Consider the following 17,413-nt stretch of genomic DNA (forward strand, 5'->3'; position numbering starts at 1 on the left):
GCCCTCCCCGATTGGTTAGATTTCGGTATAGCCGGCGTGCAACAGTGGGCGCGCGGCCACATAGGAGGCATTCGCCTCCGCGTGTGTGTTGAAACTACCCAGGCGAATCTTTCGACCACCTGTGACGATCACCGCCGCAAACCGGGCGCCTTCGCGGCACACTCCGGTGGCATGCCTGCGGTTCTGGATGTTCACTTCCACCGGGACGTCCCGGAGGTTCGACAGCCGGTTGTTCTGCTTGTCGCCATCGATGTGGTCGATCTGGTGTACCGGCCAGGAGCCGTTGGCGAGGAACCACGCGAGCCGATGGATTCGCATGAAGTTCCCCCGCAGCTGGGTGCGCAGATAGCCCTTGCTGTCTGGGTTGCCGACCACCTGCCCCCTTCGACGCACCAGCCCTGTGTCAGGCTCATAGGTCAGGTTTTCCCGGATCCATTCATCCGTCAGGGTCCGCTTCGGCGATCGCTTGCCGTCGGAACGTGCCATTGCAACTCCATAGCAAGAGGTGCCCGTCACCGCAGCCCGGCGGGCTCGGCGAATTGGTCCGGTGAGGGTGGACGGGCGTGGATGGTTGCGGGGGCCGGATTCGAACCGGCGAATCTCCGGGTTATGAGCCCGGCAGCCTGGACCTCTGGCCTACGCCCGCAGGAAGCGCAGTCCCGGAAACGCAGAAGCCCCGACGCAGGGCCGGGGCTTCAGGGACAATTCTTGACAGTTGCAGAATCAAACCATTCGGTGACGTCACTGTCAACCGATACGCTTGGCGATCTCCTTTGGATCCAACGCCACGCTGACGATCACGTGGCAGCAGCTGGTGCTGAACACCAGAATGTGGGTCGTGATTCCGGCCACCACGGTGGTCTGCTTCTCAGTATTGATGCGGACAGTTGGCCTATCGCACTTCGGGCACTTCCCCTGCATGTTCCTTCTCCTTGGAATGTCCCCCGATTATGCCGCAAGCCGCCCCCGGAACCACTCCAGCCCCTTGCCCAGCTCATACCGATACTGCCGCAATGTCAGCTCCCCCCCATATTTCTCGGCGACCATCCGCGCTTTGACGGCTTGGCTGGCCGACACCGTGTATTCGGTGTGCAGCACCAGGGCGCGTAGCGGGCACTGCCGCATCATCGAAGCCAGCGCTTGCTCGACCCAGCGCAGTGCGTCGGGGATGCCGACGTCGACCGCGATCTCCGGGTTGTCGTGCGGCTTGTCGGCATCGTTCGTCGACCGCACCGGATCCACCGCCCAAGCCGGCAGCATGCCCATTCCTTCCACGCCGCTGCGGTCGGCCATGAAGCGGCGGCGGCTGGATCCGTCTCGCCCCACCAGATCGCGTAGGGCCCTTTCCCGGGTGCCGGGCGCCATGTCGCGGGCCTTCTCCAGCACGTGCGTGCTGCGATCGGCGTAGGTCAGCGCGAAGCGGTTGACCTGCGCGTGGCCCCAGGCTCGCAGCTGCTGCACCAGGTAATCGTCAGTCGCCATCGCGCATCCCCTTCAGCACGGTCTCGTCAAATCGGAACACCGGCAGCAGGCCGTCGGTGTCGCAGCCGCCCTGCCGGTCTGGCCGGCGCTGGCAGTGCGCCGGGCTGCTGCCGCGCTCGCGCATGGTGCAAACCGCGCACACGCCATGCCGGCGCAGGTAGGCGTTGTATCGCTTCCGCGTGCGGGCCTCGGCTGTGGTCATGCGCCGCCCCTGATCAGGCTGTCGCCGTACAGGCCAATCAGCAGGGCATCAGCGCGGCCGTTGTCCTTCTTCCGCTGCAGCTGGGTCGCCGCCGCCGGGAATCGCTGGATCGCCAGCACACGGCCGGCGTCCTTTCCCTTCCCCGACAGGTCGAAGCGACGCTTCCAGACCGATGGCTGCACCAGCACCAGGTGCAGGCCCAACAGGCGCACGGTCGCCTTCAGTTGCCCGAAGCCTTCGGCCAGGTTGTGCCTGGCCACCGATCCCTCGATGGCCTTTCCCTCGCCGTTGCGCATCGGACGGGCGTGGATCCGTTCCAGAGCCACGGCGATCACCGCACCAGGATGGGCGTCCCGCTGCTGGCGAAGGAATGCAGCGACGGCGCGTGCGTCGACCTCCCCGTCCATCACCGGCATATCGACCATCGGGCCAGGCTCGCCGTCCAGCAGCGTCACGATGGCGCCTGTCAGGCCGGGGTCGATACCGAATGTTAGGCGGCTTGCCATTGGCGGCTCTCCTTCATGTGCTTCTCGATCAGGGTGTTCTGCAGGTCCAGCAGGTAATCGTCGCTGCCGACGTCCTGACGGAACTTGCGGGGTTGGCGGGCATAGGACGGACCGAACAATTCCTCGCATCGGGCGGCGGACATGCCGCCGAACGGCTCGCCGCGGTGGGACCAGGGGTTGAGGCCTATCGTGAAATCGTGGCCACGACGCTTGGCGCCGTGCTTGCCGCCAACCGTCAGGTGATGCACTTCGGCCGGGATAGGCCTGTCGCCGAGGTCGATGCCCAAGCTGTGGGCCACGATGCAGCCGATTTCGGTGATGGCATCCATTCGCTGCTGCTGGGCTACGGTTGGCTTGCCGGTGGAGCGGCCGCGCTTCATGCTTGCCTCTCCATCAAGGAAGGGGAAATTCCGTGGCCGATCTCGCCTACTGTCCGTATGTCATTGGCGCTCCATGCTTGGCACCCGAGGTCTGGGCGGCATGGGCGCAAGCCTTTCTTTCGGCAGCAGCGATCTACTTTGCTGCGCTCGCCGCAACGGCCCCTGACAAGCTTGCGAAGCGTCGGAAAGCAAGCAGCTATTTGGCTCTCCTCGACATTGCCGAAACGATGCTCGACAGTTCCATCAAGGGCGCCCCTTCTGTGATCACAACCGCGCGCCTCAGGCAGGTTGCCGGCCAGTTTGCCGAGGTGAACGTCGAGAACGTGCCGGACTACAGGCTGCTGAAGCCGATGCAGGAAACCCACAGCGCGCTGGTCGTCATGCAGGACGTGGTCGAAAAAGAGATGGGAATGAGCGACATGCAAGAGCGCGCGCGGTTGAGCTTCATTCGATCGGAGATGGCCACTACCTATCGCGACCTTCTGAGGGCCCGTCGACCTGATGTTGCGTCGATAGTTGAAGAGATCGCGCCGGATAACTGGTTCATCCGCCTGGCACGAAAGGTGCGCAAGAAGTAAGTACTGGCTCACGCCACCCTCCTGTTCTGCCCTGCCATGTTCCAGAACTCGGCGCGCACGTCGTCAAGCATCACGTGGGTGTAGCGGTTGCCGATGTACTCGGTCATGCCGTCGAACAGCTCCTGGAACCGGGCCTGTTCCATCTCGTCGAATGACAGGCTCTCGGCACGCTTGACCGGGATGGTGCGGATCTCCGGCAGCACGCCGGCAAGCACCTTGCGGGCGCCTGCACCCAGCAGCGCCTCGCAGGCGTCCAGGACCGCCGCGATGACCGGGGTGGCGTCCATTTCTACCGTCTCGCAGCACACGTTGGCGTCCAGCTGCAGGCGCTTCACCGCGTCGTGCGCGTCCAGCTGCTCCCAGCCTTCGACGTTGTCGACCATCAGGTGCCCGATCTTGTGGATCAGCCGGTGCTGCCATTCCTCGCGCGGCTGCTTCAGCTCGCCGCGGATCTCCCGGCCCACGCGGAACTTGCGGTCGCGCAGCAGGCGCTGGTCGACGGCATTGGCCGGCACCAGGGCGCCCACCAGCTCGCCGGTGTTCGGGTCGATCAGCTTGGCCACGACCAGGTAGATCGGCCGGCGCGCGCGCTTGGCGCGAATCTTCCTTGCTGCAGTGGTCAGGGTCATTCGTCGTCTCCTTGGCTGCGGCGGCGACTGCCGAGGCGCTGCGCCAACTGCCTCTGCGGCTTTGCCGGGGGCGGGGTCTGCTCGAACTCGAACGCAGGCCCATCCCAATCGACTGCGCGCTGGAATTGGTACTCGTTGCGTAGCGAAACGACGGTGCCGGTCTGGATGTTCCGGCCCTTGCCCACGATCACCTCGACCAATCCCGGCCGGTCGGTTGGGTTGTAGACGTCGGGGCGGTGGACGAACAGGATCACGTCGGCCACTTCTTCGATGCCGCCTGACCCACGGATGTCGGTCACCTTCGGGCGTTCGCCCTTCGCGCCCGCTCGATTGAGCTGCGCCAGCACCAGCACCGGGCACTTCAGGAACTTGGCCAGGCCTTTGATGTCTCGCAGCGCCTGCCCGCGCTCCAACGCCTCGTCCTGCTTTCCTGGCAGCGACATTTCGTGCAGGTGATCGATCACGACCAGGCGGAGCGGCTTGCGTGCATGGGCACGTTTCGCGCGCGCGACGATCTGCGGCGCAGACAGCTGCGGGTCGTCGTCCAGGAAGATCGAGGCCCCCATCATGCTGCGGATCGCCTCGGTACTCCGCGACCAGTAGAGGTCGGCGTCTTCCGCAGTGGCGCCCTCGTCCTGACCGATGATCCACTGCAGCGGCACTTCTCCCAGCGCAGCCACGTCGCGTGCTGCCACGTCCGTGTCGACCATTTCCATGGAGAACACCGCAACCGGATCACCACGCAGGCCGGTAAAGCGCGCCTGTTGGAATGCCAGCAGCGACTTGCCGATGTTCGAACGCGCGGCCAGCACGATCACCTGGCCGTCCAGCAGTCCACCGATGGCCTTGTTCACGTCAGCCCATGGCGTCGGCATGCCCACACGACGCCCATGCTGGTGACGCTCGGCCATCTGGGTGGCGAATCGGTTCATCACTTCGCGGTACGGCCGCAGACCCGTCGCCCGAACCGGCGCAATGGCACTCAACCGCGTTGCGAGGTGCGCCGCCAGCTGCTCCGCAGAATGACCGCGGCGCCCTTGGGCGGCGCCGAGCGCCTTCTGGCAGGTGTCGATGAACTGCCGCATGTGCGAATGCTCGACGATCACCTCGGCGTAGGAGACGACGTTCGACGCGGTGTAGGCGGTAGATGCCAGCTCCATCGCCATTGCCGCCAGGTGGTCGCCGTCCTCGCCGCCCTGAGCCAGAAGCCACTCGCCTACGGTCACGCCGTCTGCAGGCTTGTTCGCTCCGCTCAGCTCCACGATCGCGGCATAGATGGCGCGATTGTCCGGGGAGTAGAAGTCGTCTGCACCCAGCCAGTCCTGGACGTTGGCCAGCTCGGAGTTGTGCAGCAGCAGGCCCGCCAGCACCGCCGTCTCGGCGTCGAGGTTGAACGGCCCGCGCGCGGGCTCTTGTTCCCGGAGTGCGTTCATCGGCGCACGTCCACGTAGTTGCCTTCGATGACCTTGGCGAAGTTCTTCGGGCTGACCAGCCATTCCAGCGTGCAGGTGAAGGCCCGGCCGTCACGGCCAGTGCGTTCGCCCATCAGGAACGGCATGCCGCGCACGGACTCGAAGAAGCTGCGCCACCAGTCCAGGTTCTGCCGCGCCTTGTCGCCCTTCCAGCGGGCCGCCAGCTTTCGCTCGCGCTCGCCCTCCCACACACGGACCTCGGTCAGTTCCGGGAGGATGTCGTGGTACAGGTCGATGATCTTCAGGTGCGGGCATGGCGGCGTGCCGACCTTCTTCGGCACCTTGCCCAGCAGGTCCTCGCCCTCCCCTGCATCGCCGCCCTCTTCGCCATCGGCGTCAGCAGCGGCATCGCCGCCTGCTGCCGGCAAAGCCACGTCAGTGGCTTCATCTTCTTCCTGTTCCTGTTCCTGTTCCTGTTCCTGCTCCTGATTAGGCATAGTCTTCGGCAAAGCCTTCTGGGAAGCCTTCCCGAAAGCCCTATCGAATGCCTTTGCGAAAGCCTCTCCAAGCCCGTAAACAAAGGCTCTCAGCACTTCGAGAGCTTCCCATTTCAGGGCGCACTCGGGGATCAGGTCGAACTCAGCGGCCCAGCTCAGCACCACGTTGGGCGACTCGGGCCGGTTGTGGTTGATAGCCTTCGGCACCCACACAACGCGGGCTTTGAAGTCGGCTTTAACCATGCCTTCGCGGAAGGCTTCCCCAAAGGCTTTATCGAAGTCTTCCACTTCCCAATCCAGTTCCTCGGCCATCGCCGCACGGCCAGCACGGAACAGCCCAGGGATAGGCCCGGTGTGAGGTCCGGTGATCAGGAAAAGCCACAGGCCTTGGCCGCAAGGCGGGATCGGCGTCAGGCGGCGGAACTTCTCGTCGCCCCACGTGCGCACCTCGACCTTGCGATACCGGCCCTTGGCTTGGCGAACGTCTGCCTCAGCCATGGCACCCGCCCTCCTGCATGCCCATGCGCTGCTCCATGGCACGCACCTGCTCAGGGGAACGGGCCAGAACCGAAGCGCGCAGCTCGCTCCACAGGCACCGCAGCGCCGAACGGTCGCCACAGGACCGGGCCACCCTCATGGCTGCTGCCAGCTCACGGATACGGCGCTCGCGCTGCTCGTCGGCCAGGTTGATCGTGTTGGCGTTCATGGCCACTTGATCCCCAGCTTGGCGAGCGTCCCGCTCAGGGCAGAAAGGTGCTGGTGCAGTTCGGCCAGCGCCTCTGCCGTCGCTGCTTCGGGAGTGACCAGGTAGCGCTCGATCAGGTAGTGGACCGGCGAGACGTCCTTGGTTGCCTGGATGTAGCGTTCCAGGTCATCGATGGACAGCCCCCTCGGCTTGCCACCGCTGTCGCAGCCGGCCAGCTTCTCGCTCAGCTTCGAAGGGGCCATATCGAGCTGCCCGGCCACGGCCGTCAGGCCGGCGCCACGGTGGACCATCGCCGCCATGTGGTCACGGAGCGTCGGGTTGCGGGTCAACCCGTCTTCATAGGTAATTTGCTGACTTTTCATGCAGTTATCCCGTGGGTGGGAATGCGGGGGAAGATGTTTTCCCCTGCGTTCCCCTGACTGGTTCTGAAAATGGCCGCATCCCGAAATCGGAGTGCAGCCCTGTGGCGAAAACGAATCAGCTGGCCGGAGCCAACGTCCTGACGCTCATGCGAATGGGTGGGAAGTGGTTCGTGTTGAAGCGGGTCGGGGAGCGGGTCGACGTGCGGCCAGTCGGCCAGGTGGTGCGGTCGCGCCAGCGCCGGAAGGTGCCCGGGGTCGTGATCCCCTTCCCCGCCCGGGCCGGCCTGTGACCGGCTGGGTAGGCGCCCGTCTGCCGGTAGAGTTGGCGGTGCGACCCAACCCAACTGCCACCGGAGACGGACATGGAAATGGATACGGCCACGCTGACGCGCCTGGCCTCAGTTCTTGCGGCCACTGCGAAGGCCAACGAAGCCCTGCTATCGGTCCTCATTGCCACGCACCCCGAGCCGGATCTGCTGCGGCACGTGTGGGACCAATCGAAGCCGGATTGGATCGATGACCAGCATGAAACGTTGTTTGCCCAGCACGGTCCGTACATGCAGGCGTTCCTCGCACGGCTCGCAGGTATCTCGGGTGAGATCGACGGAGCGGCCGGCCAATTCCAGCGAGGGGGCTGAACCGACCAGTCATCGACGGATCCTCGTGGGCACACCGATCGAGTCGGCGTACTCGTCGACTGCCCGGCTGGCCAGGCTCTGCTGCGCCCTCTCCCACTCGCTCGGCCGCATCAGCCAGGCGAACACGGCCCGGAAGGCAGTGCGCAGCCAGATGCGAGGGTTCAGCCGGTGGAGGATTCGGGCGCACATGTCAGGCGGCGACCCCGGTTTCCGGGGTCTGCTGCTCGATGTCGGTCGGCGCCGGGCCGAACACATCGGGCCGGAGTTCGTGGCGGGATACGCCGGTAGCAGCCTCGATAGCGAGGGCATGCTTCGGGGGAACCGGCCTACTGCCGTTTACCCACTGGCTTACCGCCTGCGGCGTAACGCCGAGCAACCGTGCGATACCGGCCTGCCCAGCCCCATGTCTCTCAATTGCGATGGCGATTGTGTTCATGGTGATACTAAAGCATCGCTTAAGCCCGAGGTCAAGCGATGCTTTCTTACAATGGCATGGCTTGTCCGTGGAGAATCAAGCGATGCTTGAAAACCACGAAATGGCGGTCGCCATCCGCTCGGCCATCGAGGGGTCTGGACGTACCCAGAAGGAAATTGCCGACGCCTTCGGCGTCACCGAGCAGGCCGTCTCTGGCTGGCTTCGTACTGGCAAGGTAGACAAGCGGAAGCTTCCAAAGCTTGCGTCTCTCACCAGCCGGCCGTTGTCGCACTTCGGCATGGGCGATGGCTCCGAGGTCGTCTCAGTCCCAGCGACACCAGGGAACTATGTTCGCGTTCAGCAACTGGATGCGGAGGCAGGAATGGGCGAGGCTGTTGAGAATCCCGACTACCCGGACGTCATCCGGGCTATCGATTTCGAGCCTGGATATATCCGAAGCATCGTCGGCTTTGTGCCGCCACCAGGGCGTCTCAGGCTGATCACCGGAAACGGGGACTCAATGCAGCCGGTGATCCAACCGGGCGATGCGGTGGTTGTGGACACCGGCATCACAGCTTTCGATGGCGACGGCATCTACCTCATCAACATGGGTAACGGACAGCAGATCAAGCGCCTGCTCGACAGAGGGGTTATCCACGTCGCAAGCGACAACAAGAACTATGGGGATCCGTTCCCAATTCCTGAGGGCACGTTGATAGGCGGGAAGGTCTATCTGCGCAACCGGATTGAGCGATTCAACTAAACGCACAGGGGATGTGAATTGAACAGCACGCTGTTTTTTGCCTTGGGATCCACATTGTTGTGGTCCGTCTTTTATGCCGGCAAAGTCATGGCTAAGCGAGATGGCACTGCGTTCTACGCAGGCCCCTCGATTCCAATGATGGCGGTGTGGCTGTCCCCGATCCTTGCCACTGTGATGTTCATCGCGGGCTTCTGGTGGGTCACCTGGTACTGGGTTCTCCTTCTTTCTCTGGCCGCCACCGTCGTCGGCGGCATTCTGGGATCGGTGTTTGGCCTTACTCGCGCTGGCCCCGTCTTTTCGGTCGTTGCGCTGCTCGCGGCAATCGGCTGCGGCTACTGGATGGTCCACCCACCGGCCTGAGTCAGCCATTCCCGTACCGGCCCCGCCATCACGAGCGGGGCTTTTTTATGCAAATCGCTAAAGCATCGCTTGACTTGACGCTTAAGCATTGCTTTACTAGCCCCGTCGGCCCACCCGGGCCATCTGACGGGGTTCACCATGGCACTGCAGCCATACAGCGACCGGGCACGTAGCGCCCAGCGCAACTGGGACAACCAGGAAGATCCGCGTTTCGACCAGGAACACCGCGCCGAGCAGGCAGCGGACCTGGCCAAGGCCTACCGCACCGACCCGGCGAAGCTGCGCAAGGCCGAGGAACAGACGGCTGGCACCTTCAGCGGTACTCACTACACCGAGGTGTCGCTGGCGCTGCACCGGCTGCACCACACGGACCCGGCCGACCTGATGGGCTCGGGCGTGCTGCTGGACCTGTACCGGCTGGCCCGCGACGAGGCCGCGGCGATCGACGCGCAGCTGCTGGAAATGGCGCTGCAGCAGGTGGCGGCATGAGCGCCCCTGTCGATGTGCTGGCGGTGCTTGATTCGGCCCGTAAGAGGCTCGGTGACTCCATCGCCGTCCATGAGGTATGGACCAGTGACCAGATCACGCAAGACGACGATCTGCTGGAAGCTAGCGACGCGTTCAAAGAACTGGTCAAGCAGAACGCAGCACTTATCGAAATGTGCGACGAGTTGCTCCGCGTCAACAACCGCACTCTCGGGAGGGGCGCTGTTCGGATTCAAGCCGCGATTATTTCCCGCTTCGTAAAGAAGCTGGAAAGCACTCGCGTCGCCCTCGCCCGCGTCAAAGGCGGTGCCGCATGACCGCCGCCGAACGCGAGCATCGCCACCACGTGGTGGCCACTGTCGTCGCCAATGCCCTGTCCTTCTGCCTGGGCGTGCTGGCCGCCGTACTGCTGCAGGCGGTGCTGTCGTGAGCCGCGGCGTGGATGTTCTGGCCGTGCTGGACCGCCAGTTGCGGGACCGGGCGGACCGCGCCGCACGCTACGGCAAGCAGGCCGACAAGGCGGCGGCCAAGCACGGCGGTAGGCAGATCACCGCGGACCGCATGGCCGAACACGCACGCATCCTGCTGGCGGAGCTGCGCTCGATGCGCGCACCGCTGATCGAGTTGCGGTCCGCCGCCCGCGCTTCCCTCGCAGCCCGCGACCTCACAGACCAGGTCATGGCAGACGAGCGCCTCCTTGCGGCTCTGGCCGCCTTCGAATCGGAGGACGCATGCGATTTCTGACCGCCATCGGCTGCCGTAACGCCGCCGACTTCCTCGCCTTCTTGGGCTGCGTCGCCATCGTCCTCGGCCTTGGCTGGGCGATGTGCTGGCCGCTGGCCTGGTCCTGACTTCCCGCCGGCGCGGCCGGCTCCTACGAGAGGCACCACCGATGTTCCAACTCGATCAACACGATGCGGTGTTCTCGCATCTGAACCTGCGCAAGGAAAAGCACGGCGACGAAGACGCGGCCGCCGCTGACCTGAAGTTCTCGCTGAACGCTCCGAACACGATCCTCAACACCATCGACCCGGCCATCCTGCCGGCGTTCTGGAAGAAGGCCGACAAGGGCCAGCAGCAGAACCTGCCGATGGAAGGCAGCACCGACCTGGTGGCGCTCAACCTGCCGCTGCTGGGCGAGCAGGACATCACCGGGAAGTTTGAAGGCTACGAGCTGTCGATCGGCTCCCTGATGGACCACATCGAGGCGGTGTTCTTCGCCGACACCAAGGTGAAAAAGATCACTTGGAAGCCGCTCGAAGGCGGCAGCGTGGCCATGGGCTTCACCGTCTCGGTGCTGCTGGACGAGGACGAAGACGCCGAGCTGATCTCTGCATGGCGCCGCGGCGAGGTGCGTCTGACTCTCACGCCGCCGAGCGCTGCATCGCAGCAGGCCGACCTGGCCGCGTAACGAATTCCCCCGCCCGCCCCCTGCGGGTGCCTGCGCCGGCCAGGCCTTCCACAAAGCCGGCATCTACCCATCGCGCAGGGATCGATCGTTCCCTCCGTGGCCCCGGGATGACGGGGCACCCCATTCCCACATCGCCGGCCATGCCGGCCGGAGCATTCAATGAGCAACATCGCACCCATGAAGCCGCGCGCCGGGGATCTGGTGACGGCTGAGCAGGCCGAAGCTATTCGCACTGCCCTGAAGACCAGTCTGTACCCGGGCGCCACTGATGATTCCGTGGACATGGTGCTGGCCTATTGCCGCGCCGGCGGTCTGGACCCGATGACCAAGCCCGTGCACATCGTGCCCATGTGGGTTCCGGAGAAGAAGCAGGGGAATCGGGTCATCAGCCCGGCAGGTATGCGCGACGTGATCATGCCGGGCATCGAGCTGTACCGGACCAAGGCGCACCGGACCGGCGAGTACGCAGGCCAGGATGAAGCCACGTTCGGCCCGACCATCGAAGACACCCTCAACGGCGTGCGTGTTCGCTACCCGGAATGGTGCAGCGTTTCCGTCTACCGCCTGGTGAACGGGAACCCCGTGCGCTACTCGGCAAAGGCCTACTGGCTGGAGAGCTATGCGACCGCCAAGCGCGACAGCGATGCACCGAATGCCATGTGGAAGAAGCGCCCCTTCGGGCAGCTGGAGAAGTGCGCTGAAGCGTTGGCCCTGCGAAAGGCCTTCCCGGAAGCGGTGGGCGCCCAGCCGACCGCAGAGGAGATGGAAGGCCGCGTTATCGAGGGCGAAGCCGCGCAGGTTCGGCAGGAGCCGCAGCAGCAGCTGCCTCGCGAGCTGCCGCCCTATCCGGCCGACAAGTTCAAGGAGAACCTGCCGGCCTGGGGGGCACTGATCGCCGCTGGCAAAAAGACGGCCAGCCAGATCATCAACATGGTCAAGACGAAGGGCTCCCTGACCGAGGAGCAGATGATCGCCATCGAGGATTACGAGCAGGTGGACGACGTCGCCACTGATGCCACCGATGCCGCCTCGACCACCACCAGCACCAGCGAAGACACCGGCCCCATCGACTGGGATGCGCCGGGCGAAGGAGAGCGCGCATGAAGACCGTGGAACTGATCCAGGGCACCCCGGAATGGCATGCCCACCGCGCCGCCCACTTCAACGCCAGCGATGCGCCGGCAATGATGGGCTGCAGCCCCTACAAGACCCGCAGCCAGCTGGTGCGCGAGTTCGCCACCGGTGTGGCGGTTGAGCACGACGCCGCGACCTTGCAACGCTTCGCTGACGGCCATCGGTTCGAAGACCTGGCAAGGCCACTGGCCGAGACCATCATCGGCGAGGAGCTGTACCCCTGCGTTGGCGTGGACGGCAAGTTCTCGGCCAGCTTCGACGGTCTGACGCTGCTGGAGGACACCGCGTTCGAGCACAAGTCGCTCAACGAAGACCTGCGGCTGGCCATGCATGACGGGAATGATGACCTGCCGCTGCACTACCAGGTGCAGATGGAACATCAGGCGATGGTCAGCGGTGCCGAGCGAGTGCTGTTCATGGCTTCGAAGTGGACCGGCGACGAACTGGTGGAGGAACGCCACTGCTGGTACGTCCCGAACCCGGAGCTGCGCGCCAAGATCGTTGCGGGCTGGGCCCAGTTCGAGGCTGACGTCGCCGCATATGAGCCGGCGGCGGTTGCCGCGCCGGTTGCCGCCGGCCGCGCCCCGGACCAGATGCCGGCCCTGCGCATCGAGGTGACCGGCATGGTCACCGCTTCCAACCTGGCCGAGTGGAAGGACCAGGCCATCGCCGTGTTCCAGGGCATTAGCACCGAGCTGGTGAGCGACCAGGATTTTGCCGATGCCGAGACCACCGTGAAGTGGTGCGGCAACATCGAGGAACAGCTGAAGGCGGCCAAGCAGCACGCCCTGAGCCAGACCGAGAGCATCGACCTGCTGTTCCGCACGATCGACGACATCGCGGCCGAGGCCCGAGCCAAGCGTCTGGACCTGGAGAAGCTGGTGAAGCGCCGCAAGGACGAGCGCCGGACTGAAATCGGCAACTCCGCCCGCCGCGCCGTGCAGCAGCACGTGCTGGCCATCAACGAGACCCTCGGCGAGCACGCCATTCCCATGCCCACGACGCTGGTTGCCGACATCGCCGAGGCCATGAAGGGCAAGCGCTCCTTCAGCAGCATGCAGGAAGCCGTGGACGCGGTGGCGGCCAATGCCAAGATCGACGCCAGCCAGTACGCCGACCGGATCCGCGCGAACGTGGCCATCCTCGCCGGACATGCTGAGCACGCAACGCTGTTTGCGGACCGGGTCCAGCTGTGCGCGACGAAGGCGCCAGAGGATCTGCGCAACCTGGTGGCGGCGCGGATCGCCGAGCACCAGCAGGCCGAGCAGGCACGGCTGGACGCTGAGCGCGAGAAGATCCGCGAGCAGGAGCAGGCCAAGGCTCAGGAAGCGGCCGCTGCAGCACAGGCGGTACAGGTTCAGCAGGTGCCGGTTGCGGAGGCAGCACCGGCACAGGTCGAGGCCGCTACCTCCGCCAGCGCATCGTCGCAAAGCGCCACCCAGCGGCAGATCGTCCGGATCAAGCTCGGCCAGATCGTGGATCTGATCGCACCGCTGAAGATCGACGCCGAAGGCCTGCGTCAGCTTGGCTTCGAGCCGGTGGCCACCGATCGTGGATCGAAGCTGTACGACGCCGACCAGGTCGACGCGATGCGCGCCGCCATGATCCGCAGCCTGCAGCGTCCACTGTCGGGCATCAACGCGCAGGCAGCCTGATGGACGTCGCCCTGTACCCCTGCCACGCCAAGAGCCTGCGCCGTGCCGGGCAGGCCCGCGCCCAGCTGTTCGCCCATGTGGTCGAGGGCAGGCGCTACACCACCGCGCAGGTGGCCGAGATCCTGGACATATCCCACAGCGCCGCATACGAGCGAATCAAGCGGCGCCCTCACCCGCTCACTTGGGCGGACCTGCAGAAGGCACGCATGCCATGAAGACCTGCACGAAGTGCCACCGGTACCTGCCGCTGATCGCCTTCCCTCGCGCCGGCAAGCGCGGCCACGAACCGGCCTGCACGCCCTGCCAGAACGACGACCGGCGCCTGCGCGCGCCGCTGCCGCCGATCGTTCGCAACCCGATGCAGGTGCGCCTCAACAACCTCACCAACCTGTGGCACGGGCCGGTGCGCCGCGTGCCCCTTCGGAGCCACGCATGAAGATCCAGCAGATTGCCCCGTGCAACAAGGTGACCAGCTGTAAGACGGACCCCAAGTACTACGCGCCGTCGACCAGCTACGGCAGCGCCTGCCCGACGCGCACAGCTGCCATTGCCCTGCAGAAGTTGGAACAGGCCTACGCAGAGGACAAGGCAACCCATGAAGCGAACCTACCCGCGATGGCGGCCAACCAGGAAATCATCGAACGGGTAACGGCGCTGATGGCCGAGATCGGAATGCCGTCGCGCTTCAGCGAACGCGATTTGCGCTCCCGATCCCGTTTCCCGAAGTCGATCACGCACGACGCCGGCTACCTGACCGATCTGCGCCGGGAGGTGAAGACGAGCGACGGGTGGGACCATGCCCAAGCATCCTACGAGCGTTTGCTGGCCGACTACCGCCGGTTCGAAGCGGAAGCAGCGAAGCAGAAGGAGCAGGCTGACCGCCACAAGGAAAGGGAGCACAACCGGCTGATCGAGCAGCGCAAGGCGGATATGGCGCTGGCCGCGATGCTGCTCAGGTACGACCTCCCCATCGATGCGTCATGGGAGGACGTCCTGGATGCCTTGCGCGGCCGTGATAAGCGCCTCGACTTGGCCGTGGCAATGCGACAGACGCGCGGCGATTGGAGCGAAGGCCCCTACCGTGTGCGCCATGCGCTCGACCGGTTCTCCGTCGAAACCGACGAGGACAAGGCCATTGCCAACGACGTGCTGGATTGTCTGCGCGACTTCGACGACGGGCGCGTGTTCCGCGACACGACCTGGAACTACGACGTTCTGTTCGCCAGCGTGGCCGACCAGCAGCTTTCGGCGGACGTGCAGACCGCCCTGGACAACGCACGGGACACCTACTGATGACCCACCACCGCTACGACCGCCGGCTGCCGAAGCGCACCGAGGGCTTCGCCTGGGGCCGGTCCATCGACAAGGTGCTGGGCGGCCACGTCCTCACCTACCGCCTGTTCCGCCGCGACCTGGCCGGAAAGCTGCACATCGAGACGCACACGTTCCAGCTCACCGACCACCGCCGGTTCATCGCAATGGAACTGCTGAAAGCCCGCCGCGTGCTGCGCGAACGCGTCGACGCCATCGGCTACGCCCTGATCGAGGCCGAACAGGCCTCCCCACTGCAGGAGGTTGCATGAATACCAACGACAAGACCCTGGCGGACGTGCAGCCCGGTGGGAGGGTGAGGCTGGGGGATCAGCGTTCCGACCTGGTTCCGGGCATCGTCCGCTGTGCGAAGTGCCAGTTCCAGCTTGCGCGGTCGAACCTCAACATGCATAGCGGCACCGTGACCGCTGGCGACAGCAAGACTGAGCCGTGCCCGAATGGCTGCGGTCCGCTCTGGCCAGTGACGTGGGAGACATGGGCGCGCGAAGGCTGGGCCGAGGCCGAACGACTGCACCTGGAGAATGCCGCCCTCTCCGCCCAGCCCTCCCCGGGTGGTCAAGATGCGCTTTTGGAATCGCTGGTCGCCCGGTGGCGCAACCACGCCGAGGAGATTGGAGTCAGCGACAACCTGCTGTGCCAGAAGATCGCGAACTGCACGATGCGACACGCGGTCGAACTGCAGGCCGTCCTCGCCGCCCGCCAGCCGTCCACGCAACCGGATAGCGTTGCTCTGGGCGAAGAAACGGAATTCTGCATCGAGAAGGGCGACCGACAGCCGGTGGGGGAGCCATTGGCGTGGCTCATAGAACGCCTGCGCGGGAAAGGCTATGGCCGCGATAAATACGTGGTCATGAAAGGTCAGGCGTCTTCTGATCCCGATAGCCACCTGTTCTGGACGGATCAGCAGGCCCGCGACAACCACCGCGTAACTCCGCTCTACAAATGGCCCGCGCAGTCCGTGGACCTGAGTGGTGTGCGTGAGGCAGTCCGCAAAGCATGGCAAAAATGCGCCGCTGGTGAGAGTGTCGATCTTCAGTTCGGCACGCTGCTGGCCCTGATCGACAGCCAGGCGGGGGGGATCCGTGGCTAAGCAGGCCGTCACCCATGAGCGGGCCGATCAGCTGATTGAACGCCTGCAGGCGTTTCAGGCTGACCCGCCATATCAGTGCTGGCTTGGCGGCGACGACACCGATCAGGGAATGTCCTACTGCCGCGACTGCGCCCAGAAAGAAGTGGATGCGCGAAGGGCCGAGTTCGTTGACGGCGGATGGCCGCAGGACAGCGACGGCCCGGTCTTCTGTGAAGCCTGCCGCACGCTGCTGCAGCACGATCTCACTGAGTACGGTATCGCCCAGCAGCTGGAAGGCATGCTGCAGTCCCACCTGCGTTCACCAGTTACGGTTGATGGCGCGTACGAAATCGCCCAGGTGCTAACCAACCACCGAGAGCACCCGGAAGTGCTGGCACTTATTCCGAAGGTCGAGCGGCTGATGTCCGACAGCAAGGCGGTGGGCAAGTGAGTGTCGACACCGAGAAGGACCAACCCCGATACGTGGTGCTTAAGGCAGCCGGCAGTCGGTTTGCCTACGTCAACGACACCCACGAACGCCGCACGGTGACGCGCTGGGACATCCTGAAATTGAACGGCTGGGACAAGGCTGAGCTGCAGTGCGAGCGACTCAACGAAGAGCATGAGCGAGGCCAGACCCATGGCTGACCAGCTGCTCACCGCTGCAATGGTCCACGTGTTCGCCCTGGCCGGGTTCCTGGCCGGCATCGCCACCCTGTGGGCGATCAGCCGCGCATGCCGCGCCGCGCGAAATGGGCTGCGCTGGTGCTGGAGGAGGTGCGCTCATGGCTGAGGCAGAGAATCTCACGCACGCACAGCTGGTGTTGGCGGCCGGCCGCTGGCTACGAGGGAGCGCTGGTTGCTCGGTGGTGCTGGAAGAGCTGTGCGCAGCCACCGGCAACGGCGAGAACCCCGATGCCATCGGGTGGCGCTGCGGGCAAACCATGCTGGTCGAGTGCAAGGCGAGCCGCTCCGACTTCCTCGCCGACCGGAAGAAGCCCTTCCGTGCTGACCCCTCGCGCGGCCTGGGCATGTACCGTTACTTCATGGCGCCGAAGGGCCTGCTGCGAGCCGACGAAATGCCGGAGCGCTGGGGATTGCTCGAAGTGGTAGGCCGCCGCGTGTTCCGAACCAAGGGGCACGAACCTGGCCAGGGCTACTGGCGCATGGAGGACCCGTGGTGCTTCACGCCGAGGTTCAGCGAGGGCGAGGTGCAGATGCTGCTGTCGGCGATGGCTCGGATCAAGGTCAGGGTCGGCGCCACCGAGTTCCACTCGATGCTGCACGAACGCCTGATGCGCCCTGTGGTGGATCACCGCCCGGCACAGGCCGAACTGTTGGCTGCATGGGCTGGCGAAGCCGCCAAGCAGGCCGGAGCCGAACACCAATGAACACC

31 protein-coding genes and 1 tRNA gene are annotated in these 17,413 nt (G+C 65.0%); 19 read left to right on the top strand and 13 right to left on the bottom strand.

Going from position 1 to position 17,413, the window contains the following annotated elements:
* Positions 1–15: 15 nt before the first annotated feature.
* The 7 genes from ACZK3J_RS17615 to ACZK3J_RS17645 all read right to left on the bottom strand — a co-directional run bounded on the left by ACZK3J_RS17615 (position 16) and on the right by ACZK3J_RS17645 (position 2,570).
* A complete protein-coding gene (locus ACZK3J_RS17615; protein ID WP_164078647.1) occupies positions 16–486 on the bottom strand; it encodes an HNH endonuclease in 471 nt (156 codons plus the stop codon).
* A gap of 82 nt (positions 487–568) precedes the next feature.
* A tRNA-Met gene (locus tag ACZK3J_RS17620) sits at positions 569–647 on the bottom strand.
* A gap of 100 nt (positions 648–747) precedes the next feature.
* The gene (locus tag ACZK3J_RS17625; RefSeq protein WP_158231493.1) at positions 748–921 is read right to left on the bottom strand and encodes a hypothetical protein; all 174 of its coding nucleotides are present in this window, start codon (positions 919–921) and stop codon (positions 748–750) included.
* Positions 922–948: 27 nt separating this feature from the next.
* A complete protein-coding gene (locus tag ACZK3J_RS17630) occupies positions 949–1,482 on the bottom strand; it encodes a hypothetical protein (protein ID WP_049446556.1) in 534 nt (177 codons plus the stop codon).
* Positions 1,472–1,684, bottom strand: coding sequence for a hypothetical protein (locus ACZK3J_RS17635; RefSeq protein WP_049446555.1), 213 nt, complete (start codon positions 1,682–1,684; stop codon positions 1,472–1,474). The genes ACZK3J_RS17630 and ACZK3J_RS17635 overlap by 11 nt, the downstream gene beginning before the upstream one ends.
* Positions 1,681–2,190, bottom strand: a complete 510-nt coding sequence (locus tag ACZK3J_RS17640; protein ID WP_049446554.1) for a RuvC family protein — start codon at positions 2,188–2,190, stop codon at positions 1,681–1,683. Before ACZK3J_RS17640 ends, ACZK3J_RS17635 begins: the two co-directional genes overlap by 4 nt.
* Positions 2,175–2,570, bottom strand: coding sequence for a Ref family recombination enhancement nuclease (locus ACZK3J_RS17645; RefSeq protein WP_049446552.1), 396 nt, complete (start codon positions 2,568–2,570; stop codon positions 2,175–2,177). Before ACZK3J_RS17645 ends, ACZK3J_RS17640 begins: the two co-directional genes overlap by 16 nt.
* A gap of 32 nt (positions 2,571–2,602) precedes the next feature.
* Here ACZK3J_RS17645 and ACZK3J_RS17650 point away from each other — a divergent pair, with 32 nt between their 5' ends.
* Entirely contained in the window at positions 2,603–3,148 is a 546-nt protein-coding gene (locus tag ACZK3J_RS17650; RefSeq protein WP_049446550.1) for a hypothetical protein, read from the top strand.
* An 8-nt stretch (positions 3,149–3,156) separates the two neighbouring features.
* Here ACZK3J_RS17650 and ACZK3J_RS17655 read toward each other — a convergent pair whose 3' ends face one another.
* From ACZK3J_RS17655 to ACZK3J_RS17675, 5 genes are read right to left on the bottom strand one after another with little or no spacing between them, the layout of a single operon-like run.
* Entirely contained in the window at positions 3,157–3,777 is a 621-nt protein-coding gene (locus ACZK3J_RS17655) for a hypothetical protein (RefSeq protein ID WP_049446549.1), read from the bottom strand.
* Entirely contained in the window at positions 3,774–5,210 is a 1,437-nt protein-coding gene (locus ACZK3J_RS17660; RefSeq protein WP_478476112.1) for a replicative DNA helicase, read from the bottom strand. Before ACZK3J_RS17660 ends, ACZK3J_RS17655 begins: the two co-directional genes overlap by 4 nt.
* Complete coding sequence (locus ACZK3J_RS17665; RefSeq protein WP_242880413.1) at positions 5,207–6,184, bottom strand: hypothetical protein; 978 nt, start codon at positions 6,182–6,184, stop codon at positions 5,207–5,209. Before ACZK3J_RS17665 ends, ACZK3J_RS17660 begins: the two co-directional genes overlap by 4 nt.
* Entirely contained in the window at positions 6,177–6,392 is a 216-nt protein-coding gene (locus tag ACZK3J_RS17670) for a hypothetical protein (RefSeq protein WP_242890149.1), read from the bottom strand. Before ACZK3J_RS17670 ends, ACZK3J_RS17665 begins: the two co-directional genes overlap by 8 nt.
* On the bottom strand, positions 6,389–6,754 hold the full coding sequence (locus ACZK3J_RS17675) for a hypothetical protein (RefSeq protein WP_164078656.1): 366 nt from the start codon (positions 6,752–6,754) through the stop codon (positions 6,389–6,391). The genes ACZK3J_RS17670 and ACZK3J_RS17675 overlap by 4 nt, the downstream gene beginning before the upstream one ends.
* Positions 6,755–7,116: 362 nt before the next feature.
* On the opposite strand from ACZK3J_RS17675, the gene ACZK3J_RS17680 reads away from it, so the two are divergent.
* On the top strand, positions 7,117–7,392 hold the full coding sequence (locus ACZK3J_RS17680; RefSeq protein WP_242890153.1) for a hypothetical protein: 276 nt from the start codon (positions 7,117–7,119) through the stop codon (positions 7,390–7,392).
* Positions 7,393–7,582: 190 nt separating this feature from the next.
* On the opposite strand, the gene ACZK3J_RS17685 is transcribed toward ACZK3J_RS17680, so the two are convergent.
* Positions 7,583–7,828 carry a transcriptional regulator gene (locus ACZK3J_RS17685; protein WP_427916294.1) on the bottom strand — a complete coding sequence of 82 codons (246 nt, stop codon included), beginning with the start codon at positions 7,826–7,828 and terminating at the stop codon, positions 7,583–7,585.
* Between the two features lie 82 nt (positions 7,829–7,910).
* On the opposite strand from ACZK3J_RS17685, the gene ACZK3J_RS17690 reads away from it, so the two are divergent.
* The 17 genes from ACZK3J_RS17690 (at position 7,911) to ACZK3J_RS17770 (ending at position 17,408) form a co-directional block, all read left to right on the top strand.
* Entirely contained in the window at positions 7,911–8,570 is a 660-nt protein-coding gene (locus tag ACZK3J_RS17690; protein ID WP_154344439.1) for a LexA family transcriptional regulator, read from the top strand.
* Positions 8,571–8,588: 18 nt separating this feature from the next.
* Positions 8,589–8,930: a hypothetical protein gene (locus ACZK3J_RS17695; RefSeq protein WP_154344440.1), complete on the top strand. Its 342-nt coding sequence runs from the start codon at positions 8,589–8,591 to the stop codon at positions 8,928–8,930.
* Between the two features lie 138 nt (positions 8,931–9,068).
* A complete protein-coding gene (locus tag ACZK3J_RS17700) occupies positions 9,069–9,419 on the top strand; it encodes a hypothetical protein (RefSeq protein ID WP_242890159.1) in 351 nt (116 codons plus the stop codon).
* A complete protein-coding gene (locus ACZK3J_RS17705; RefSeq protein ID WP_242890162.1) occupies positions 9,416–9,733 on the top strand; it encodes a hypothetical protein in 318 nt (105 codons plus the stop codon). The genes ACZK3J_RS17700 and ACZK3J_RS17705 overlap by 4 nt, the downstream gene beginning before the upstream one ends.
* Before the next feature lie 109 nt (positions 9,734–9,842).
* Positions 9,843–10,160, top strand: a complete 318-nt coding sequence (locus ACZK3J_RS17710; protein ID WP_242890166.1) for a hypothetical protein — start codon at positions 9,843–9,845, stop codon at positions 10,158–10,160.
* Between the two features lie 148 nt (positions 10,161–10,308).
* A complete protein-coding gene (locus ACZK3J_RS17715) occupies positions 10,309–10,827 on the top strand; it encodes a hypothetical protein (RefSeq protein ID WP_242890169.1) in 519 nt (172 codons plus the stop codon).
* 159 nt (positions 10,828–10,986) lie between these two features.
* Complete coding sequence (gene bet, locus ACZK3J_RS17720; protein ID WP_242890172.1) at positions 10,987–11,931, top strand: phage recombination protein Bet; 945 nt, start codon at positions 10,987–10,989, stop codon at positions 11,929–11,931.
* Positions 11,928–13,616 (top strand): lambda-exonuclease family protein, encoded by a 1,689-nt coding sequence (locus ACZK3J_RS17725; RefSeq protein WP_478476113.1) that lies wholly within the window; start codon positions 11,928–11,930, stop codon positions 13,614–13,616. Before bet ends, ACZK3J_RS17725 begins: the two co-directional genes overlap by 4 nt.
* Positions 13,616–13,831 carry a hypothetical protein gene (locus tag ACZK3J_RS17730; protein WP_478476114.1) on the top strand — a complete coding sequence of 72 codons (216 nt, stop codon included), beginning with the start codon at positions 13,616–13,618 and terminating at the stop codon, positions 13,829–13,831. The genes ACZK3J_RS17725 and ACZK3J_RS17730 overlap by 1 nt, the downstream gene beginning before the upstream one ends.
* Positions 13,828–14,052 carry a hypothetical protein gene (locus tag ACZK3J_RS17735; RefSeq protein WP_478476115.1) on the top strand — a complete coding sequence of 75 codons (225 nt, stop codon included), beginning with the start codon at positions 13,828–13,830 and terminating at the stop codon, positions 14,050–14,052. The genes ACZK3J_RS17730 and ACZK3J_RS17735 overlap by 4 nt, the downstream gene beginning before the upstream one ends.
* Complete coding sequence (locus ACZK3J_RS17740) at positions 14,049–14,909, top strand: hypothetical protein (protein WP_478476116.1); 861 nt, start codon at positions 14,049–14,051, stop codon at positions 14,907–14,909. The genes ACZK3J_RS17735 and ACZK3J_RS17740 overlap by 4 nt, the downstream gene beginning before the upstream one ends.
* Positions 14,909–15,199, top strand: coding sequence for a hypothetical protein (locus tag ACZK3J_RS17745; protein ID WP_478476117.1), 291 nt, complete (start codon positions 14,909–14,911; stop codon positions 15,197–15,199). The genes ACZK3J_RS17740 and ACZK3J_RS17745 overlap by 1 nt, the downstream gene beginning before the upstream one ends.
* Positions 15,196–16,038, top strand: a complete 843-nt coding sequence (locus ACZK3J_RS17750; RefSeq protein ID WP_478476118.1) for a hypothetical protein — start codon at positions 15,196–15,198, stop codon at positions 16,036–16,038. Before ACZK3J_RS17745 ends, ACZK3J_RS17750 begins: the two co-directional genes overlap by 4 nt.
* Entirely contained in the window at positions 16,031–16,468 is a 438-nt protein-coding gene (locus ACZK3J_RS17755) for a hypothetical protein (RefSeq protein ID WP_478476119.1), read from the top strand. Before ACZK3J_RS17750 ends, ACZK3J_RS17755 begins: the two co-directional genes overlap by 8 nt.
* Entirely contained in the window at positions 16,465–16,665 is a 201-nt protein-coding gene (locus ACZK3J_RS17760) for a hypothetical protein (protein ID WP_478476120.1), read from the top strand. The genes ACZK3J_RS17755 and ACZK3J_RS17760 overlap by 4 nt, the downstream gene beginning before the upstream one ends.
* Positions 16,658–16,810: a hypothetical protein gene (locus ACZK3J_RS17765; RefSeq protein ID WP_181453450.1), complete on the top strand. Its 153-nt coding sequence runs from the start codon at positions 16,658–16,660 to the stop codon at positions 16,808–16,810. The genes ACZK3J_RS17760 and ACZK3J_RS17765 overlap by 8 nt, the downstream gene beginning before the upstream one ends.
* Complete coding sequence (locus tag ACZK3J_RS17770; RefSeq protein WP_478476121.1) at positions 16,803–17,408, top strand: hypothetical protein; 606 nt, start codon at positions 16,803–16,805, stop codon at positions 17,406–17,408. The genes ACZK3J_RS17765 and ACZK3J_RS17770 overlap by 8 nt, the downstream gene beginning before the upstream one ends.
* Positions 17,409–17,413 lie beyond the last annotated feature (5 nt).

It is taken from the genome of Stenotrophomonas sp. 86428_Sma, assembly GCF_056481585.1.

Excerpts from the sequence above, each read along its gene's own strand:
- ACZK3J_RS17615 (WP_164078647.1), bottom strand. The coding sequence starts at position 486 with ATGGCACGTTCCGACGGCAAGCGATCGCCGAAGCGGACCCTGACGGAT.
- ACZK3J_RS17625 (WP_158231493.1), bottom strand. The coding sequence starts at position 921 with ATGCAGGGGAAGTGCCCGAAGTGCGATAGGCCAACTGTCCGCATCAAT.
- ACZK3J_RS17630 (WP_049446556.1), bottom strand. The coding sequence starts at position 1,482 with ATGGCGACTGACGATTACCTGGTGCAGCAGCTGCGAGCCTGGGGCCAC.
- ACZK3J_RS17635 (WP_049446555.1), bottom strand. The coding sequence starts at position 1,684 with ATGACCACAGCCGAGGCCCGCACGCGGAAGCGATACAACGCCTACCTG.
- ACZK3J_RS17640 (WP_049446554.1), bottom strand. The coding sequence starts at position 2,190 with ATGGCAAGCCGCCTAACATTCGGTATCGACCCCGGCCTGACAGGCGCC.
- ACZK3J_RS17645 (WP_049446552.1), bottom strand. The coding sequence starts at position 2,570 with ATGAAGCGCGGCCGCTCCACCGGCAAGCCAACCGTAGCCCAGCAGCAG.
- ACZK3J_RS17655 (WP_049446549.1), bottom strand. The coding sequence starts at position 3,777 with ATGACCCTGACCACTGCAGCAAGGAAGATTCGCGCCAAGCGCGCGCGC.
- ACZK3J_RS17660 (WP_478476112.1), bottom strand. The coding sequence starts at position 5,210 with ATGAACGCACTCCGGGAACAAGAGCCCGCGCGCGGGCCGTTCAACCTC.
- ACZK3J_RS17665 (WP_242880413.1), bottom strand. The coding sequence starts at position 6,184 with ATGGCTGAGGCAGACGTTCGCCAAGCCAAGGGCCGGTATCGCAAGGTC.
- ACZK3J_RS17670 (WP_242890149.1), bottom strand. The coding sequence starts at position 6,392 with ATGAACGCCAACACGATCAACCTGGCCGACGAGCAGCGCGAGCGCCGT.
- ACZK3J_RS17675 (WP_164078656.1), bottom strand. The coding sequence starts at position 6,754 with ATGAAAAGTCAGCAAATTACCTATGAAGACGGGTTGACCCGCAACCCG.
- ACZK3J_RS17680 (WP_242890153.1), top strand. The coding sequence starts at position 7,117 with ATGGAAATGGATACGGCCACGCTGACGCGCCTGGCCTCAGTTCTTGCG.
- ACZK3J_RS17685 (WP_427916294.1), bottom strand. The coding sequence starts at position 7,828 with ATGAACACAATCGCCATCGCAATTGAGAGACATGGGGCTGGGCAGGCC.
- ACZK3J_RS17690 (WP_154344439.1), top strand. The coding sequence starts at position 7,911 with ATGCTTGAAAACCACGAAATGGCGGTCGCCATCCGCTCGGCCATCGAG.
- ACZK3J_RS17700 (WP_242890159.1), top strand. The coding sequence starts at position 9,069 with ATGGCACTGCAGCCATACAGCGACCGGGCACGTAGCGCCCAGCGCAAC.
- ACZK3J_RS17705 (WP_242890162.1), top strand. The coding sequence starts at position 9,416 with ATGAGCGCCCCTGTCGATGTGCTGGCGGTGCTTGATTCGGCCCGTAAG.
- ACZK3J_RS17715 (WP_242890169.1), top strand. The coding sequence starts at position 10,309 with ATGTTCCAACTCGATCAACACGATGCGGTGTTCTCGCATCTGAACCTG.
- bet (WP_242890172.1), top strand. The coding sequence starts at position 10,987 with ATGAGCAACATCGCACCCATGAAGCCGCGCGCCGGGGATCTGGTGACG.
- ACZK3J_RS17725 (WP_478476113.1), top strand. The coding sequence starts at position 11,928 with ATGAAGACCGTGGAACTGATCCAGGGCACCCCGGAATGGCATGCCCAC.
- ACZK3J_RS17730 (WP_478476114.1), top strand. The coding sequence starts at position 13,616 with ATGGACGTCGCCCTGTACCCCTGCCACGCCAAGAGCCTGCGCCGTGCC.
- ACZK3J_RS17735 (WP_478476115.1), top strand. The coding sequence starts at position 13,828 with ATGAAGACCTGCACGAAGTGCCACCGGTACCTGCCGCTGATCGCCTTC.
- ACZK3J_RS17740 (WP_478476116.1), top strand. The coding sequence starts at position 14,049 with ATGAAGATCCAGCAGATTGCCCCGTGCAACAAGGTGACCAGCTGTAAG.
- ACZK3J_RS17745 (WP_478476117.1), top strand. The coding sequence starts at position 14,909 with ATGACCCACCACCGCTACGACCGCCGGCTGCCGAAGCGCACCGAGGGC.
- ACZK3J_RS17750 (WP_478476118.1), top strand. The coding sequence starts at position 15,196 with ATGAATACCAACGACAAGACCCTGGCGGACGTGCAGCCCGGTGGGAGG.
- ACZK3J_RS17765 (WP_181453450.1), top strand. The coding sequence starts at position 16,658 with ATGGCTGACCAGCTGCTCACCGCTGCAATGGTCCACGTGTTCGCCCTG.
- ACZK3J_RS17770 (WP_478476121.1), top strand. The coding sequence starts at position 16,803 with ATGGCTGAGGCAGAGAATCTCACGCACGCACAGCTGGTGTTGGCGGCC.